The 18,879-nt window shown below is 42.6% G+C and carries 18 protein-coding genes; 8 read left to right on the top strand and 10 right to left on the bottom strand.

Going from position 1 to position 18,879, the window contains the following annotated elements; translation table 11 throughout:
• Positions 1 to 47: 47 nt before the first annotated feature.
• Positions 48 to 887 carry an AraC family transcriptional regulator gene (locus tag Q0486_RS12710; RefSeq protein WP_299233951.1) on the top strand — a complete coding sequence of 280 codons (840 nt, stop codon included), beginning with the start codon at positions 48 to 50 and terminating at the stop codon, positions 885 to 887.
• Positions 888 to 1,245: 358 nt separating this feature from the next.
• Here the strand turns inward: Q0486_RS12710 and Q0486_RS12715 are convergent, their stop codons facing one another.
• The 7 genes from Q0486_RS12715 to Q0486_RS12745 form a co-directional block, all read right to left on the bottom strand.
• Positions 1,246 to 1,848: a hypothetical protein gene (locus tag Q0486_RS12715; RefSeq protein ID WP_299233954.1), complete on the bottom strand. Its 603-nt coding sequence runs from the start codon at positions 1,846 to 1,848 to the stop codon at positions 1,246 to 1,248.
• A complete protein-coding gene (locus Q0486_RS12720; RefSeq protein ID WP_299233957.1) occupies positions 1,845 to 2,912 on the bottom strand; it encodes a relaxase/mobilization nuclease domain-containing protein in 1,068 nt (355 codons plus the stop codon). Before Q0486_RS12720 ends, Q0486_RS12715 begins: the two co-directional genes overlap by 4 nt.
• On the bottom strand, positions 2,909 to 3,259 hold the full coding sequence (gene mobC / locus Q0486_RS12725) for a plasmid mobilization relaxosome protein MobC (protein ID WP_299233960.1): 351 nt from the start codon (positions 3,257 to 3,259) through the stop codon (positions 2,909 to 2,911). The genes Q0486_RS12720 and mobC overlap by 4 nt, the downstream gene beginning before the upstream one ends.
• A 144-nt stretch (positions 3,260 to 3,403) precedes the next feature.
• A complete protein-coding gene (locus Q0486_RS12730) occupies positions 3,404 to 3,985 on the bottom strand; it encodes a hypothetical protein (protein ID WP_299233964.1) in 582 nt (193 codons plus the stop codon).
• Between the two features lie 237 nt (positions 3,986 to 4,222).
• Entirely contained in the window at positions 4,223 to 4,879 is a 657-nt protein-coding gene (locus Q0486_RS12735; protein WP_299233966.1) for an ABC transporter ATP-binding protein, read from the bottom strand.
• Positions 4,870 to 5,811 (bottom strand): hypothetical protein, encoded by a 942-nt coding sequence (locus tag Q0486_RS12740; protein WP_299233968.1) that lies wholly within the window; start codon positions 5,809 to 5,811, stop codon positions 4,870 to 4,872. The genes Q0486_RS12735 and Q0486_RS12740 overlap by 10 nt, the downstream gene beginning before the upstream one ends.
• Positions 5,812 to 5,826: 15 nt before the next feature.
• Entirely contained in the window at positions 5,827 to 6,429 is a 603-nt protein-coding gene (locus Q0486_RS12745; protein WP_299233970.1) for a hypothetical protein, read from the bottom strand.
• A 176-nt stretch (positions 6,430 to 6,605) separates the two neighbouring features.
• Between Q0486_RS12745 and Q0486_RS12750 the strand changes: the two genes are divergently transcribed.
• The 4 genes from Q0486_RS12750 to Q0486_RS12765 all read left to right on the top strand — a co-directional run bounded on the left by Q0486_RS12750 (position 6,606) and on the right by Q0486_RS12765 (position 10,742).
• Positions 6,606 to 7,928, top strand: coding sequence for a HAMP domain-containing sensor histidine kinase (locus tag Q0486_RS12750; protein WP_299233972.1), 1,323 nt, complete (start codon positions 6,606 to 6,608; stop codon positions 7,926 to 7,928).
• An 18-nt stretch (positions 7,929 to 7,946) separates the two neighbouring features.
• The gene (locus tag Q0486_RS12755; RefSeq protein WP_299233975.1) at positions 7,947 to 8,462 is read left to right on the top strand and encodes a PH domain-containing protein; all 516 of its coding nucleotides are present in this window, start codon (positions 7,947 to 7,949) and stop codon (positions 8,460 to 8,462) included.
• A complete protein-coding gene (locus tag Q0486_RS12760; RefSeq protein WP_299233978.1) occupies positions 8,449 to 9,948 on the top strand; it encodes a PH domain-containing protein in 1,500 nt (499 codons plus the stop codon). Before Q0486_RS12755 ends, Q0486_RS12760 begins: the two co-directional genes overlap by 14 nt.
• 92 nt (positions 9,949 to 10,040) lie before the next feature.
• Positions 10,041 to 10,742, top strand: coding sequence for a response regulator transcription factor (locus Q0486_RS12765; RefSeq protein WP_299233981.1), 702 nt, complete (start codon positions 10,041 to 10,043; stop codon positions 10,740 to 10,742).
• A 109-nt stretch (positions 10,743 to 10,851) separates the two neighbouring features.
• Here the strand turns inward: Q0486_RS12765 and Q0486_RS12770 are convergent, their stop codons facing one another.
• The gene (locus Q0486_RS12770; RefSeq protein WP_299234179.1) at positions 10,852 to 11,739 is read right to left on the bottom strand and encodes a sirohydrochlorin cobaltochelatase; all 888 of its coding nucleotides are present in this window, start codon (positions 11,737 to 11,739) and stop codon (positions 10,852 to 10,854) included.
• A 291-nt stretch (positions 11,740 to 12,030) separates the two neighbouring features.
• Here Q0486_RS12770 and Q0486_RS12775 point away from each other — a divergent pair, with 291 nt between their 5' ends.
• From Q0486_RS12775 to Q0486_RS12785, 3 genes are read left to right on the top strand one after another with little or no spacing between them, the layout of a single operon-like run.
• Positions 12,031 to 13,194, top strand: coding sequence for an ABC transporter substrate-binding protein (locus Q0486_RS12775; RefSeq protein ID WP_299233984.1), 1,164 nt, complete (start codon positions 12,031 to 12,033; stop codon positions 13,192 to 13,194).
• A 16-nt stretch (positions 13,195 to 13,210) separates the two neighbouring features.
• On the top strand, positions 13,211 to 14,248 hold the full coding sequence (locus Q0486_RS12780) for an iron ABC transporter permease (RefSeq protein WP_287679293.1): 1,038 nt from the start codon (positions 13,211 to 13,213) through the stop codon (positions 14,246 to 14,248).
• Positions 14,248 to 15,264, top strand: coding sequence for an ABC transporter ATP-binding protein (locus Q0486_RS12785; protein WP_299233989.1), 1,017 nt, complete (start codon positions 14,248 to 14,250; stop codon positions 15,262 to 15,264). Before Q0486_RS12780 ends, Q0486_RS12785 begins: the two co-directional genes overlap by 1 nt.
• Here the strand turns inward: Q0486_RS12785 and cbiD are convergent.
• Together cbiD and cobM are read right to left on the bottom strand one after the other, a co-directional pair.
• A complete protein-coding gene (gene cbiD, locus Q0486_RS12790; RefSeq protein WP_299233992.1) occupies positions 15,241 to 17,067 on the bottom strand; it encodes a cobalt-precorrin-5B (C(1))-methyltransferase CbiD in 1,827 nt (608 codons plus the stop codon). The genes Q0486_RS12785 and cbiD overlap by 24 nt on opposite strands.
• Positions 17,064 to 18,875, bottom strand: coding sequence for a precorrin-4 C(11)-methyltransferase (cobM, locus tag Q0486_RS12795; RefSeq protein ID WP_299234182.1), 1,812 nt, complete (start codon positions 18,873 to 18,875; stop codon positions 17,064 to 17,066). The genes cbiD and cobM overlap by 4 nt, the downstream gene beginning before the upstream one ends.
• Positions 18,876 to 18,879: the final 4 nt, after the last annotated feature.

Below are 18,879 nucleotides of genomic sequence, written 5' to 3' on the forward strand. Positions count from 1 at the left end.
GAAAAAGTAACTTACCTTTGCCTAAAATGTAAAAACGGATCGACTCTATGGCACATTTACCCGAACATATCTCGTTCAATTACTCGGACGTATTCTTCTGTTACCACTCTGCGAAAAGCCGGGTGTTCGACAAGTTCATGAATTTTCACTACCTTATCTATATCTATTCCGGAGAAATGCTCGTCACGCAGGACAAGAAGACCACCGTCGTCCGCAAGGGCGAATGCGTGTTCCTGCACCGCGACCAGCGCATACTGGTGGTGAAGCAACCCTCGCCCGACGGGGAGGAATACCGGGGCGTGTTTCTCGTGTTCCGGCGGAATTTCCTAAAAAGCAAGATGGGGGTATTGGCGGACTACGCCTCGGAGTTTTTTGAAAACAGCAAACCGGATGTCCCGCCCATTATACAGGTCCCGCTGAAGCCCAATCTGAAAAGCTTGTTCCTTTCGCTGGAACCTTATTTCGAGTTTAACGTCAAACCCACGCCCGAGCTGATGGAACTGAAACTGTACGAAGGACTGCTCGCCCTGTTGCAGACGGACAAGGTGTTCTACAAGTACCTGTTCAACTTCCACCAGTCGTACAAGATAGACATCGAGGAGTTCATGAACGAGAACTATATGTGCGACATGTCCCTGACCCAGTTTGCCCATTCTACAGGGCGAAGCCTTACGTCCTTCAAGCGGGATTTCCGAAAAGTCAGTCCTTTGTCACCGGAGAAATGGCTCATCAACAGGCGGTTGGAGGAAGCCCATAATTTGATTGTCAATCATCATAAAAAGGCTTCGGAAATTTACCTGCAAGTCGGTTTCAAGAGTCTGGCGCATTTTTCGAGGGCATTCAAAGAGAAGTACGGTATGAACTCCACGGAGATTCCGGCAGAATAGTAATCTACAGTCTTTGTAGCCGTACATTTGCAAATGAAGAGACCGTATAACCGGAGGGACTAGATATAGAAATGCTTATTCACACAACAGTTTTCCGAATAAAATTCAGTATAATAATTTTCTCATGGGAAGATATTTTACTCAAAGCTTCACTGCCCCCCTCTTGGGCACTTCTTAATTAAATTATTTATGTACGATGTCTTTTTGACAGTTTTGAGTTGTTTTCTGAATACCGTCAACGTGGAATCCACGCCAACCGTTTCCACCAGTTTTTCGTATGCACCGACAGTCACGGCCAGTTCCGGGTATAATTCATTGATCATATTCGTAGTCACTTCGTATTTGTCCGCAACCGCTCTCAACCGTCTGTTTTCCATTCGGTATTCACGCCATTGCATCCAACTGATGACAAACAGCGCAAAGAACACGAGTGTACAAATGATGACAGTCCATGCGTAAGGGTTCTTGTACCATCTCCATAGGGGATTTTGCTCCATAAGGATTTTATCCGCTTGGATATGGAACTGAATTTTAACGGGCGCATAAATCCATCTGTCCGTCGTTGGCTTTGCTGTCCGTTTCCCGTAATCCGCTTGCCTTCATCTATATGCTCCGCCAGTATCTTGCGTATGTCTGATAAGAGGTCTTTCGTGGTCGGTATGCCGCGTTTGCGCATATCCTTCTCGTCGGCTTTGGTGTATGCCAGCCAACTGACAACCATTTCGTCGCCCAAGGATTTTTTGTAGTCCTCTATGGCGTCCTTGCTCTTGAAAATCTCATCGATATTCGTCGGCGTGTTGCCGCCAAAGAAACGTATGACAGGCTCCAGCTTCACCGCCAGCCTTTTCACCGCCTCGTCCTTGTCTGAAGCGTCTTTTGTGTCCAACTTCGTCTTGACGGCCTCGATGTCCTCAGCCAATGCCCCTATGAGGTCTATGAGATTCTGCATTTCGTCTTTCATCTTCTTCTCCTTCTTGGTTTATGTTTATCCTTTTCGTTGTCATTTTCACCCCATCCACTTTCATTTCCCCCACCGCCTCCACCGGATGAAACCTTGGCTTGCTGTGGCTGAACGCACAACTCCATGAGTACCCCGATGGTCACTTGAACGATATTTGAGCCGGATTCAGAAGAACCGCCAATGCTGCCGTCCGAGTCCATTCCGATTGATGATGGCTGGGTTATAAAAGGATTTGCTATGGTGTTACCGGTAGCCATATCTTCCCTAATTGGTTGTACCTGCTTTTCAGTTCCATTGTATGACACACCGGGCTTCCATTCCATCCCTTCGGCAATACGGTTTCCAAACAGCTTGTCCAGTTTATAAAAGCTCATACTTCGGTCTATCCGTGAACCGCTGAATGAAATTTCATTTTTGGTGAACGATACGCCCATGATTTTGCCATTACGTCTGTCAAACTTGAAATATACCCCTATGCCTTGTTTTGACAATCTGTCGCACAAATCCGACCAGCTGTTACAATGGGGCAAGGTTGCTTTGACGGCATCATAGATTTGGTATTTCACTTTGTCTTTTCCACGCAGGCGGTCACGTTTCACATTCATCTTGCCTTTGGAGAAGTGCAGTCCGTATTCCCTTGTGAGAGCCTTGCATACCTTCACATTGCGCACATCATCGTTGCAGTCACTGATGGTGTTCCCGTTGTTGTCCACCCTGTTGGCTACAATGTGCAGATGCTGGTGCTCCTTGTCGGTATGACGGCATACTATGTATTGGGTGTTCTTTATTCCCATGCGCTGCATATACTCACGTGCGATTTCCACCATCAGGTCATCCGTCAGTTTGGGCGTATCTTCGTGAGCAAAATCCAATGAGATATGATAAACCGGATTTTTCAGTTTAAGTCCAGGCTTGTCATCCGATTGTCCCTGCATACTTCTTGCGATGGCGGCGTTGTCGTCCAGCCTCACATCTTTGCTGTCGATAAGCCTTGCCTTTTTTAGGTTGTTCACGTAATTAACCACTCTGGCGAAACTCGCACGTTTCTTCAAATCGCCCATCATATCCTCTCGATGATTTTATTGAACTCGTCCAACAATCTCATGATTTTAGTTTTCGCAAATGAGAAACCCTGTTGGTGTGCCAGCTTCGCCAACTGATTCAGATTGTTGCACCCACCTTCCAGCATCCTTATCTGCTGCCTGTCCTCCTGTGTTCTTGCCGCCTCAACCTTGCCGTGCAGTAATAGCTCACGCAGGAAGTGGGACGGCTTCCTGCCCGCATCGTTTATCCGTTTCATGACCGTTTTCCATTCGGCAAGCGTGAGTCTTGTGGATATGGTCTTTGTCCGAGCTTTGCCTTTTACGGCCTTGGGACGCCCTCCCTTGTTCCTGTTTTCCTGATATGTCATGTCCATTTTCTTTTATCTGTTAACCCATCCTATTTTTTAGGGCTGAATCTGTGGCTTTCCATACCCGGGGTGGACAGGTTGCCATTGACGGCATAGTTTTCGTGGACGAAAACATTAACTTGCCAGCCCTAAAAAATATCCCTCTTAAATGCTATCACTCTCCATTCCTGCCGCTTCATTCCTACACTGGTATCCATCTTGTGAATCGGGCAATGCATCACCGTTTACTAAAACAGGTATATTGTCAGCTTCCATGAAAGTATTTTCTTCTCTGTTTTTGTCAGCCGTTGATACTGTACTTGTAGTTCCTGTTACAACAGGATTGGAGACAGTCGGTTTTATGGACATCAGGTTATCGGTTCCATCCACCGGTTTTGCTGTTTTTTTCCTTGGCGAACTACGGCGCAATGTCTCCAGCTTTTGTCCGTTAAAAAGGAATATCCTTACTCCTTCGTAAGCCTTGACTGTCTGGCGATATGTCGGATTTTCTACAAGTTTTCCTGCTGTCATCCATGACTTCACGCACACCATATCCAAAATGGATGTCATGGGATTGGAATCGATATTAATAAGTCCACGTTCCGAGAAATCCTCCAACAGGCGGAATACCGCCTTGCGACCGATGTTCCATTCCTTGGCCAACACCAGCATGGAACTGTCCACCTGTCCGGGTTGGACGGAATACTTCAGTCCTCGTTTGGAATTCTGCACTTCTGTGACAGTCATTTTCGACAAGAGGGAAAGAAAAAATGTCAGGTTACAGACACCGTCTGTACTATTACATATAAGATAATACGACATTATAAGCATTCCAATTGCAGCACCTACCAATAATCCACAATAAAATATACGACCGTATTTATAAGAACTTTTTTCATAGGCTATAAAATATTACATTATACTTATATTGCAAAGGTATGTGTAAGGAGCAAGAGTTTATGTTATCACTACGTTATCTTTAGGTTAATACTTCCTGTTAAGAATATCCTGCTCAATCTCATCAATTGATGCCTGAATATATCTTTTCCGAATGGTATGACCATCCAGAAAATCAATCTCATCACACAGTTCATGTAACGTATTGATAAGATGCGATGATATTATTACAGTCTTCCCTTTGTCCTTCAGTTCACGTATGATTCTTTTAAGTTGGATACATCCGTAAAGATCTACCCCATTGAAAGGTTCGTCAAGAATGTACAGGTCATTTTCCTGAAGGAGCAGGGACATCAGTGCAAGCTTCTTCTTCATCCCGGTAGAATAGTCCGAAGCGAATCTTTCCAGTGGCAGTTGAAAGATTTTATTCAAGGAATCTATGGCTTTAGCATCTATCTTCTTACCTTTTGCCTTAATACAGAACTCAAGATACTCCTTTCCTGTGATAAGCGAGTAAAAGAAGCTTTCAGCAGGCATATAGCCAACGGCCTTCTTGGATGATTTCCTTATTTCACCGTCGTAATCGGTTACTCCCATAATGCAATTGAAGAGTGTAGTTTTCCCGGCTCCGTTTTCTCCCACCAGTCCGTAGATTTTCCCAGATTTGTAAGAAACGGAAAGCTTGTCAAGCACTCTCGTCTTACCGTATGCCTTAGTCAATTCTTTTATATATATCAGTTCCATATATGTTTATATTTTTTCTTTACAGAAAGTGTAAGGCCTATATTCAAAGCCAAATAAAGTATCAGTACGACTGGGGTTATAATCGAAACTAAATACAGCGGCAACGGGAAAAGCAGCCAGTATATTCCCATTACTGTTTGTGTCTCAAAAGAGAATCTTGCCATGCCCATATTCCACTGGTATAACAATGTAGAAGAAAACAATACAAGACAGAAAAGTATAGTTTCTGTATCGTGTATCAGCATAAGCATAAGTACAATGAACGGTAATATGGTTATAAAGATATTCCTCAGCCCTGATTTTACCAGTATCAGCTGATACATTCCGAAACTGTTATAGACAGAGAGTTCATGCTTCGGTGGCGTCACCATATATGCCGTTCCCTGAATAGCTCCCCACAATATTAGGCATACTTTACAGAGATTGATATTGTCATGCAGTACTCCCATGAAAGACAGTAAGAGCAATACCGCATACAGTGATACTTGTTTTCGGAACATCCTTCTATACAACAAATCCCCATTGTATAATAAGGGTATAGGCAGAACTATAGAATGAAACCTTACAGGGTGAATCCACGGCATAACTACCGCAATCAGTATGATAACCGGTAAAGAAATGTAATTTGCAGCAATAATACCTGAAATAATAAACGGTAATCCGAGCAATAAATATTCTGCCGTAAACAATCCCTTTATTCCATGCACCTGCAAAGACAAGAACTCCTTATCTTTTCTATTGTTATGATACAGCCAAAGTATAAGCAGATAACATACTGGCAATATCCATACACTCATTACTTTCGTAAAAGCATAAAACAGTATGGCAGCAATACCGATAAGAAACAGACACCGGAACGGTCCGATGCCTGCAAGTAAGCGCACAATCTGTTTTGAGCGTAGATTCATATAGAGTAATAAACTCTCTGTCATAATCTAGGATAGTTATTATCTATCTGCCTTATACCTGCACAAAGCCTGTCCGCTGTAATGGCGCAGTCTCCATACAATACTGGTTTCATCAAAGAAGAACATTATTGATAAAAGGCCAAAGTAACATATAGAAATATCACCTATTATAAAACCTAACAGCAAAGGGATATATCCGCATACACAATGTGCAAGGATATTAGCTATACGGAAATGAATTATCCTCACATCTCCTTTATAAAAGAAACGTATGGTATGATTACGCTTGTTATGTATTACTGCAAATTCTCCATATGACCGAGGATTGATTATAATATAAACGACGGCCTGAATTAACCAGTTCAATAAAATACCACAAAGCACACTGGAAAATACGACATACCTGCCTTTACTGAAATAATTCTCTGATGTTACATTCAGACTTTCAGTTCCATAAATAGCAGAAAACAGCCACATCATCACTGGCAGGATAATAATGAATACCACTATTGCTTTTAGATTTATTCGTTTAGGTTCTGTGAAGTCTATCATAACTTCCTCCCCTTCAGACCCTCTTCCGTACGAAATTAATGTTCCTTTTCCGGATGACTGTCCACTAAAATATTTCTTAAACGCTTTCATATCTATTGCATTTTTCATTATATTCTTTATCACACTGCAAATATAATGTGATACAATCAAATCATTTGTAATCCTTATGTTATCTTTAGGTTAATACTTCGATTTACGGTTTATATTAGCAATCATAATATTATATTTGCATTGAAAAACATTATAAATGTCATATAATATCATATATGAAGACTTCAAAACGTAAGAAAAACATATTATTCATCACCATACTGTCTGTCGTAGGACTTATCGGAGCTATGGCTTTGCAGATGATATGGATATACAATTCGTATGAACTGATAAAAAACGACATTAAGAATGAAGGTTATGCAACCATTGAAAAAGCCTTGGAAGAAGAGGGGAATATGAGATTCGGACAAACTCCCAAAGGTACAGCAATAAAGAGTGGTCCTACAAACGACACAATTCCCCCTATGACCTATTTTTATGAACGTCTTTCAGACATGGGATATCCGATGTCGTTACACAATCTTGATTCCATTACTGCAGAATTACTAATACAAAATGGATTAGGAAACCAATATTATATAGACATTATAAATTTAAGAACAGGAGAAAAACTAAACGGTATCGGACCCCAAAAAGAACCGTCCTTTATGGCAATCAAACCCAAATACTTTCCAATCCGTTCAGACTATACCCAGGTTGTCCAGCTCATCATAACCAATCCTAATAAGACTTTCTTAGAGCGTATGGGCCTGATGCTTGCCGGTACATTCATCATAATGCTGCTCGTTATCGTCTGCATCAGCTATCAGGTAAGATTCATTTCACGCTTCGAAAAGATTTTCCAAATTCGCGAAGACTTCTCATATGCCATGATACACGACATGAAAACACCGCTCACATCCATCATCATGGCACTGAAATTCCTCAGAAGCGGTAAGCTGGACAACAGGCAGGAAATGAAGGACAAATACTTCGACATTGCCGAGAACGAAGCAGACCATCTGCTTACCCTTACAAATAAAGTGCTGACCATATCCAAGCTGGAAAACCATAAACTGGAGATGAACAGAACAGAAGTTGAGCTTACTCCTATAATAGACAAACTGACGGAGAGATTCAAGGCAAAATCGCAAAAGACGGTGAATTTCATTACAGATATAAAAGCCGAAACTGCCTATGCCGATGCTGAATATCTGGAAGAGGTACTAAGCAACCTGATAGACAATTCCATAAAATATTCGGGTGAGAGCGTGAAGATAAGAATAAGCACTGCTCAGGACGACAGATACACAATGCTGAAGATACGCGACAACGGATTCGGTATCTCAGAAAAAGACATTCATCTAATATTCCAGAAGTTCGAACGCGCATCAGCTATAAAGCGTAGCTGCAAAAACGGTGCGTCGGGTTTCGGACTCGGGCTGAGCTTTGTCGATCAGGTGGTAAAGGCACATCACGGGAAGATATTTGTTACCAGCATTGAGGGTGAGTTTACCGAATTTATAATATATTTGCCTCTGACAGACAGTGAGGAATAAACCAAAATCAATAATAATATGACAAACAGACAATTGAACTTTGATAACATAGACAAGGTGGAGAACCTCAGTTATACTCCGCTGGAAAAGAAATACCTGAAAGTGCAGATAGTAAAAACAGTACTGGTTTATATCATCTTTATGGGACTCACACTTCTGCTCCTTCTGGCAGATGAGTTCACCTGTCGTGTGGCAACTACAATCGGCATCGAATGTGCTTTTCTGATAGCTATGATTGTAAATCTTTTTCTACTTCCAAAGGCATACGCCTACAAAGGATTTGCCATCCGCGAGCATGACATCACGTACCGTTCGGGAATCATATTCCCTTCTGTAATTACGATTCCTTTCTGTAAGATACAACAGGTCAGCGTACGCCAGAACCCGATAACACGTATTTTCGGGCTTTATGCCATCGACATCGTAAACGGTGCGCAGATGCTTGAAGCAACCAGCATTCCGGGACTGACTGAAGAGAAAGCAAACGATATTAAGGCACTTATAACAGAAAGTATCAGAAATGAAAATAAATGATTTCTCAATACCACGCAGGATGAGCAAAAGTGCTTTCGTCATTTTCTTCGTGAAGGCTCTGCGAAGCTATGCAAGTCTTATCCTGATACTTTTCGCTGTCAGGATATTCGATTCGTCCGATGAGACTTCTGTCATGGAATACATAATAATGCTTCTGTCCTATCTGGCAGGATTCATTGCTATATCGCTGATAACCGCATTCCTGAGCTTCTACTTCAAGAAATATTACGTCGAGGACGGTAATCTGATTTTTATCCATGGTGTAATACAGCATGAAAGGACAAGCATCCCTCTGAATAAGATTCAGTCTTTACGTACCAAGAGTGGTCTCATCTATCGTATGCTTGATATGAAAGGCATCTCGTTCGACACGCTTGCATCACGTACTGAAGAGATAGAACTCATCCTTGACGATGACGACTGGGATGCTCTGTTAAGCCGTGTGGAGACTCAGGAAAATATGCAGGAGGAAGTGCAAGAGACTGAAGCTACGGAACAAGTGGCTACAGCAAACAACAAGACCGTGAAACTGAAAGTAAGTAACCTGAATCTGATTAAAGGTGCTCTCTGCCAGAATCACCTGAAAGGCATGGCTGTGCTGTTCGGTGTGCTTGCCACGCTGTACAATCAGATAACTTCCGTCAACGACAAAGCCGCAAATTATTTCATTGACTATGTAGAGACACATGCCGATTCTTCCGCATTCTCTGTTACAGCTGTATTAACGGTCATCGTGATATTGTACTTAGTAATACTGATTCTGTGGTTGGGAAAGGTTTTCCTGCAATACTTCAATATGGATATACGTATGGGCGAAAAACAGCTTTTTTTCGAAAGTGGACTGATTACGCGCAACAGCAGCCGCTTCTCATTCGACAAGGTATGTACGCTTTACGTGAAAAGGAATATCATTGAAAACTGGTTGGGATGCTGCACTATAATGGTCAGGCAGGCGCTAAATGCTACAGACGAAAAGAAAGGTGCCGACGTAAAGATTTACGGTTCGTCGCATGACGGAAACTTCCTGAGTTGGTGGCTTGGGAAAGACTATACATCCTCGCCCACTGTCATTTCTGCCCGTTCCGGTTATGGTCTGCTTGGCTATACCATAAGATTCGATATTCTGATTTCGCTGGCGCTAGCCATAGTCTTGTGCTATTACGGACAGTACATCTGGCTTTTCGCTCCCATAGCTTATATGCTGGTTTCGCTGGCCAAGGGGCTTTTTGCGGTACGCAAAAGCTATATCACACTCAAAGAGGACTATATGGAAATAAGCAACGGAAAGTTTGCCGAGATCTATAATTATGTGAAGTATGAGGATATAGAGGTAGTACGTATAGTTTCCACTCCTTTCACACCATATTATCACAGAGTGAAACTGGTAATTTCCACCAATGGAACATCGTTCGCCATAAGGAGTCTGAAAGAGCAGGAGGCAAAGGAGATATACGAACTGTTATTGTTCAACTGCCACAATGACTAAATCATATTTTTACTTTTACTCAATTTTTATTTTACAAACACACAGACAATACGATATTTTGAATACCTTTGTGTAGAAAAACGAGAAGAACAATGATAAAACTGTTATTAGTAGAAGACGACAAGAATCTTTCATACATAGTCCAAAGCGGACTACAGGATATAATTGGCGGATATGAGGTAATCACCGCATTCAATGGCAAGGAAGGCTTGCAGGCTTGGGAGGAACATCATCCTGACATCATCATATCGGATATAGACATGCCGGTTATGGATGGTTTCGAAATGGTACGCCATATCAGGGAGACTGACGGCGACACCCCTATCCTTTTTGCCTCTGCACTTACATCGCCAAAGGACGTCAGAAAAGGTTATGACATAGGTGTGAACAACTACGTTAAGAAACCGTTCATCCCTGACGAACTGGATGCCCATCTGCACGCTATTCTGAAAATGAAGGAAGGCTCGAAAACACGCGATGAAAGCGGAATGTGCAAGTTCGGAAAATATACTCTTGATGCAGGACACGCTACGCTGCACAACAATGAATCTGGCAATAACACTACACTGACTGCAAGAGAGGCACAGGTTCTGCAACTGCTTGCAGAAAACAAAGGCGAAGTGGTAAGAAGAGAAGTCATCCTAAGCCGCTGCTGGGACAAGAATGATGATTATTTCGCTTCGAGAAGTCTTGATGTGTTCATCACAAAATTGCGAAAGCTGTTCGAAAACGACCCTCAGATAGAGATCAAGACAGTAAGAGGTGTTGGGCTCATGCTTACTGTAGGGCAGTAATTATTATTTACAGAAAAACATCAATTAAAGACCTTTATGAAACGCCCTGTCATTTAAAGTAAAATGACAGGGCGTTTCATTTCAAATGACAGTTCATTTTACAAAAGCTTTATAGCTCCTTACCATTTGCATAGTTTATCTTTTTCTGTACGATATCAATCTGTTTATGTTTGATGATAAAACGGATATGGTCTATATAAATCTGTTGAATTGCTGGCTGTTCACCCAAGCCTTCCATCAATGCCGTAACTTCATATCCTTCTTTTTCCAAAACTTCTTTCATATCTACCGCAATGTCGTTTTTGGCATGATCGCCGGCTACAAACATGAACGGAAGCAACTGAACTTGTTTTATTTTCTTTTGTCCTTTCAGTTTACCGATGGCATTGTCAAAAGTGGGATAACCTTCCACTGTACCGACTGCAAAATCCGAATATCCTTCAGTCTGTAACATATAGTCAAGCATAGCATACTGGGCGGTTGCAGGCGTATATGTTCCATGACCAACCAATATCGTGAATGTTTTCTCCTTACTCTTTTCTTTCAGACAGTCTATTACCTGTTTATAATCCTCCGGACTGTAAAGTAACGGCATTCCAAGACGTATTTCCTTAAAGAGTGGCTTCATCATGTCTATATCCTTACGCAGCGATTCCATTTCAATACCATCTATTATATTTGTAGATTGGACTATTACATGTGTATATCCTTCCGCTTTCAGCTGGGCCAAAGCCTCAACAGGATTCAGTTTGCGTACTCCACGCTTGGACAGCTTTCGCATTATGATACGCGACGTATAAGCCTCGCGGAAATCCAACTGAGGAAATTCATCCTTGGCTTTCTGATTGATTGCATCAATAGTAACGGCACGTGTATCATCATGTGTAGTACCAAAATGTACCATCAGAAGGGCTGCTTTATCGCCATTCTGAAGATTCTGCAACATATCTTCGTGTACAAAATTTCCTTCGGATTGTGCATATACAGGCAAGTACATGCCACTCAAAGCTATACAGCAGGAAACAAGAAAAGATTTCAATTTCATAAAAATACAATAATTCGTGAATAAAAAAACTTCGCAAATATACTATTATCCCGCATTTCTGGAAAACTGACAATACTATAGATTGTTATAGTATGACAAAAAGTAATTATATAGAGCATGATTTTAATTATATTCTTTAACTTTGCAGTAAAGTTTTCTGTTCAGTATATGAACAGAATAAAGATTTTCCATTTAAGAAACAGCTATTTGTATAGCTAGAAAATAATACACAAAAAATAGAACATGAAACATACCATTTGGCTGATATGCCTGTTAATACCAATACTGTTTGGTTGCAAAGCAAGAAAGAGTTCAAACACTGATAACGGCACAAACACAGACAGTACCTTAACCACTACAGGCAGAAACGTTTCTATTGTCCCCAAATATGCAAAAGGATTTCAAGTCACTTACACCGATAAAGGCTATTGCCTGCTAGACATCAAAGATCCTCAAAAAGAAGATGGCGGAGAAACATATCATTACGCATTGAAGCCCAGAGGAGTAAAGGCCAAAGATATTCCGGAAGGTTATACAACAATAGAAACACCTGTGAGAAGCACTATCTGTATGACCTCGTTACAGCTTTCAAATTTTATAAAACTGTCAGAACTTGATGCCGTTGTGGGTATTACAAGCACACGCCATCTGTTCAATCCTGAAATGCAGAAAAGACTGGATGAGGGGAAAACCCACAAAATAGGTATAGAAGGTAACTTTGACAATGAGATAATTATGGGTATCAATCCCGACATTATATTGATTTCTCCATTCAAGCGTGGCGGCTATGATGCACTGACAGAAGTAGGAATACCGCTGATTCCACATTTGGGGTATAAGGAAATGACTCCGCTGGGACAGGCCGAATGGATCAAGTTCGTCGGATTGCTGATAGGTGAAGAAGAGAAGGCCAATAAAGTGTTCTCGGAAATAGAAAACCGTTATCTGGAACTGACAAAACTCACATCGGAAGTGAAAAAACGACCTGTGGTATTCAGCGGCGAACTCAGAGGAGGCAACTGGTATGCTGTAGGCGGAAAGAGTTTCCTTGCACAGCTTTTCAAGGATGCAGGTGCCGATTACTTCCTTAAAGATGATGTACGCTCAGGAGGAGTGTCTCTCGATTTTGAAACAGTTTACAGCCAGGCTGCGTATGCCGACTACTGGAGGATAGTGAACAGCTACAAAGGTGATTTTTCATATAACACCCTGCAAGCCGAAGACATCAGATATGCCGACTTTCAGGCATTCAAGAAAAAACATGTGATATATTGCAATATGAGTGAAAAGCCGTTCTACGAAAGCATGCCTGTTGAACCGGAAATAGTTCTGGCAGATCTTATAGCTATTTTCCACCCGCAGTTATTGCCAGACCACTCTCCACGCTATTATGAACTTTTAAAATAATAACCATACCACAAGCATGAAACGTCCGGTAGCACTATATATGTTATTCATTGTAATACTGATTTTCATTTTCTTCCTGTTGAATATCATTTTAGGATCTGTACAGATTCCGTTTAAGGATGTATGGCATATCCTTTGGGGAGACTACAATGGAAATGAGATATGGCAGAATATAATATGGAAATCCAGAGTTCCACAGGCATTGACCGCCTTGGTGGCAGGAGCCGGACTGTCCGTCAGCGGACTGCAGATGCAGACTGTATTCCGTAACCCGCTGGCAGGCCCTTCCGTATTGGGTATCAGTTCGGGAGCAAGCATGGGAGTAGCATTTGTGGTATTGCTATCTGGCACATTGGGCGGTGTAGCACTGAGCAAGGTAGGAATTATGGGCGAAATAGCACTGACCATATCGGCTATCATTGGTTCGCTATCCATTATGGCACTGATAGTTTTCGTATCGCAAAAGGTGAAAGGAAACGTGACATTGCTGATTATAGGTGTCATGATAGGCTATGTGGCAAACGCCGTAATCGGTGTTCTGAAATATTTCAGTGTAGAAGAAGATATTCGTGCATACGTCATTTGGGGATTGGGCAGTTTTGCAAGAGTTTCAGGTAATCAGATGACATTGTTTGTTTCAATAATGCTTGTGCTGTTGCCTGTTTCTTTCCTGCTGGTTAAGACTTTAAATCTGTTGTTGCTTGGTGATGCATACGCACGAAATCTGGGACTTAACATCAAAAGAGCCAGACTGCAGGTCATTACCTGTTCAGGTGTATTGGTGGCAATTGTCACAGCATATTGCGGACCAATCATATTCCTTGGACTGGCAGTTCCGCATTTGTGCCGTACAATGTTCCGCACATCGGACCACCGTATCCTGATGCCGGCATCCTTACTGATGGGAGGAGCCATGGCTTTGGTATGCAACCTTATCGCACGAATGCCGGGTTTTGAAGGAGCGCTTCCGGTCAATTCTGTAACAGCACTTGTCGGCGCACCGGTGGTCATATCAGTATTGTTCAACAAACGACGTAACGACATTAACGAGTAATGGAAAACAATCATATACATATCAATCATCTCACTATCGGCTACAAGGAAAGAGGAAACAAGAAAACCGTTGCCTCCGACATAAATGCCACTATCAGAAGCGGAGAGCTGACATGTCTGCTTGGCGCAAACGGCATCGGAAAATCCACACTGCTTCGTACCCTATCCGGATTTCAGGCCCCATTGGGAGGAGAAATCATCATAAGGGGAAGAGCACTGTCCGATTATACCGACAAAGAGCTTGCCGGCATTATAGGTGTTGTGCTTACAGAGAAATGCGAACTGAGAAACATGACAGTAGAAGAGCTTGTAGGAATGGGACGCAGCCCTTACACCGGTTTCTGGGGACGATTGAGCAAGCATGACAAAGAGGTGATTGACAATTCTATTAAGCTCGTAAATATAGAACATCTGAGATACCAGATGGTACATCAGCTTAGTGACGGTGAAAGACAGAAAGCCATGATTGCAAAAGCTCTTGCACAGGAAACAGACATTATCTTCCTTGACGAGCCCACTGCCTTTCTTGACTTCCCTAGCAAGGTGGAGATTATGCAATTGCTGCACCGCTTATCACATTCGGGCAACCGTACCATTTTCCTTTCAACACACGATTTGGAACTGGCACTGCAGATTGCAGATAAAGTTTGGCTTATGAACCGTGAGGAGGGTGTCCGTACAGGAACACCAGAGGACTTGTCGCTAAACGGCAGCCTAAGCCATTTTTTCCTGAGAAAAGGTATCAGATTCGATATGGAAAGCGGTCTGTTCCGTATATCGAAACAGGCTACTGTATCAACACGACTCATTGGTGAAGGTAACAGATATACTATGGCACAGAAGGCTCTTGCGCGACACGGCATAAATGCAGACAGAGAGAATAGTTCCGACTGGTATATCGAAGTGACTGAGGAATATTTCAATATACACCATACTAATGGCAAAACAGAACAGACATCAAGTATAGAAGATTTGCTTCAGTCTGTACACAACCTACTTTCTACCTTGTCCAGTTAGACGACAGGCAATGTTTCCATCCTCATCAATAAGCATCAAGGTGAGTTCTGTATCGGTAAGCAATGCAGAACAATGTTTCATACATTCATTCAGGAGTGCCGGGAAAAAGAGTGATGCATCAGATTCCGACAGGCTCGTCCATAGTTCTCTTGCCAATGTCATATCGGAAATCACGTTAAAGGCTTCCCGAGAGCAGCCACATTTCTTTGCCAGCTCAATTAGGAACTCTTTGTTCATAATAACCTGCTTGCTATATGTATTCAGGTGACCTTCAGCAAGTTTTACAGCCTTTCCAAGCATTATACCCATTGTCACTTTACTTATTTTCAGTTCATCGGCTATCTTGAGAGTGTCACCTATATAATTACCGTAATGGACAAAAGCCTGTGGCGGCAAATCCGGATATTCACGCTTTACGTATTTCTCACTCTTGGCTCCGGAGTTTATTACAAGACGCTCCGCTCCTATTGCCTGACAAACCTCTATTTCGCGACGGATAGCATCGACAAACGCTTCCGACGAGAAAGGCCGTACAATCCCTGAAGTACCTATAATGGAGATACCTCCCACTATTCCAAGTTTAGGATTGAATGTCTTGAGAGCAAGTTCCTCTCCTCCTGGTACAGATATAGTGACATCAAGTCCACCACTATATAACTCTGACAATTCTCGTATTATCATCTGTCGTGGAGTATTATTTATAGCAGGTTCTCCAACAGGAAGCCCCAAACCAGGAAGAGTAACTACTCCTACACCTTTACCCTGAAGAAAATGTATTCCAGGTTGTTCTGAGTAAGAAACTTTTACTTCTATAACTCTGTTGTTTGTTACATCAGGATCGTCTCCCGCATCTTTTACAACAGTAGCAGTAGCCGATGAAGTATCATTCTGACAGACAGATTCGACAGGCAAGGACAATTCCTCTCCGTCCGGAATATGAAAACTCACTTCGGGAAATGACTCACCGGTAAGCAACTTTATCAGTGCTGCCTTAGATGCTGCAGTGGCACATGCTCCGGTTGTATAGCCGCTACGCAACGGATAGAAATCAGGCAACAGACGTTCTACAGCCTTACGGAGTCCGTGTATGCCTGTAACTGTAATAAAACTGTCAGGCAATGAAGGACGGCATACGGCATAAACCGGAATACCCAGACTACGGGCAGCATCCAGCTTTTCTACAAAACCTCCGCTTTCTCCGCTTTCTTTTGTCAATACCGCCTGAGGCTTTATCTTCTCCATAAGTTGCGCCTCAGGTTCACCTTCGTGATAATAGACCAATCGGCTTGCATCAAATCCCTGCCCTATGGCTAACGACAAAGACTCCTCTCTGTCAAGAATACGGAACCAACATTCAGGTTTCAAGTTTTCATCAGACCAAAAATCACGCAATCTACCGATAGTCTGCACCCCAGTCAGTGCCAACAGACGTGAAATACCGTCCTCCTTCAAACGGAGGACAGCATCATTATAGTCTTTACACCAAATTACATTCTCAGTCCGTGGAGGGTATTTACGTTCGAAACGGACAACATTCAGATTCAGTTTTCTGCTTACCTGCTCTACAGTCTTATGCAACTGAACAGCAAATGGATGGGCGGCATCTACCAATAACCGTATTCCGTTAGAACAACAGAATTCTTCCATCTTCTGTTCATCCATTCCACCGGTCACACGCTCTCCGTTGCGGCAACTCACCTGCTGCAACTCCCCGCGAGTAGAATAAAAATAAGACTTGCCGGCCTCATCAAGCACTTTCACGGCAAGTCTGCCTTCTGTTGTACCACCCAATACAAGTATCATGGTCTGAATAAATGTTTAAAGTCGGAAGCATACAAACGGGAAAGTCCCTTACGGTTGTCTATAGCATCACCTACTACAAGCAGGGTTGTAAGTGTAAGGTTATTCTCACGTACTATACGAGCCAAATCCTTCAATACTCCCCTGTAAATCTTTTCCTCTTTCCATGTAAGTTTATAGCAAGCCGCTACAGGAGTCTCAGGCGGATATGCCTGTAAGAGTTCTCTTTGTACATCTTCTACGATTGATGCACTGAGGTATATACACATAGTACTCTGTGACTGTGCGAGTTTGTGCAACTGTTCTTTCTCCGGCATCGGAGTTCGTCCTTCCCCGCGTGTAAGTATGATGCTCTGAACTTTTTCAGGTATAGTGAACTGCGAACGCAAAGCAGCTGCCGCAGCTTGGAATGAGGATATACCCGGAGTGATATGATAACTCATACTATACTCATCGAAAAATGCCATCTGTTCCTGTATGGCACCGTATATACATGGGTCACCTGTGTGAAGGCGTACTACGAACAGACCTTTGTCATAGAATTCCTTCATCAAGGCAAACTGTTCCTGAAGGTCCATATTAGCCGAGCTACGTACTACCGCACCTTCCTTGGCATAATAAGTCAGTTCACGAGGTACAAGACTTCCCGCATACAACACCAGATCAGCCTTTTCAAGCATGTGTTTTCCTCTCACGGAAATCAGTTCAGGATCTCCCGGACCGGCACCGACGATCTCTATATGTCCACCACGGACAGCATTGGCATCAAGAGTTACAGCAAAAGTAAAGTTGGAATCAGGTGTAAGCTCTCCTTTCTGCTTTTCAATCAGCCACTTTCCGTGTTCACTGCTCTTGGAAGCAACACTCTCTGCTACTCCATAAACACCTGTCACATCGTGTACTTTCTGCGACGGATTAGGAACTTCAATACCGCTCAGTTCTTCCTGAGAGTATATTCGGACATTAGCATGCTTCCATTTATCATGCAATGCAGCAAGCAACGGTTCGTCTTTTTTCAATTCTATTGTACTGATAGTTGCAAGTGACAAAGGCGAAAGATGCTGTGATATCAGGTAATCTTCTATATACTCAGGTACTCCGTCGGGCACACACTGTTTCCTGCATCCAACTCCCAGATGCAAAACCTGAGGACGATAGTACAAAGCCTGTACCGGACATTCATATTCGTACGGAGTGACAGCTATCAGAAGTTCTGTTTCATCGAAAGGAATATCATTATAATGGTAATAAACCTTTACATAAGAAGGCAATGTACGTTCCATCCATGCTGTACCCTTATCCTTAATATCAAGCAAGAGTACTACTCTACCCTGGTTTACAAAACATGCTATTGCCTTGTTAAGCTCATCATGCGAGAAATCTGTCTGCCATCCGAACTTTGAAGCCAACAAGTCCAAAGCCCACACACCATTACAGTCGCTCTGAGTAGTAATAACAGCCTGCGCACCGAGAATGGACGAAATCTGTTTAGCCCATTCATTAGCTCCTCCTACATGACCGGATAGCACAGGAATGGCAAACTGACCTGTGCTGTCAACACATACCACAGCAGGGTCGTCATACTTATTGGAAACGCATGGCGCTATGCAACGGACACATATCCCCATAGCACCAATAAACAGGAACCTGTCATAATCAGTAAACGAAGCCGCCACAAAATCACTGTATGACTGTACCTGAGTGCACCCGTCAAGTTCTTTCTGTGAAAAAACGGTACAATTACCAAACTCCTTCTGCAACAATTGCGCCATAGGCAATGCTTGAGAAGATATCAATATAATAGCTGTCATTTCT

The organism is uncultured Bacteroides sp., from assembly GCF_937912035.1.
In the GTDB taxonomy this organism is placed as follows: Bacteria; Bacteroidota; Bacteroidia; order Bacteroidales; family Bacteroidaceae; genus Phocaeicola.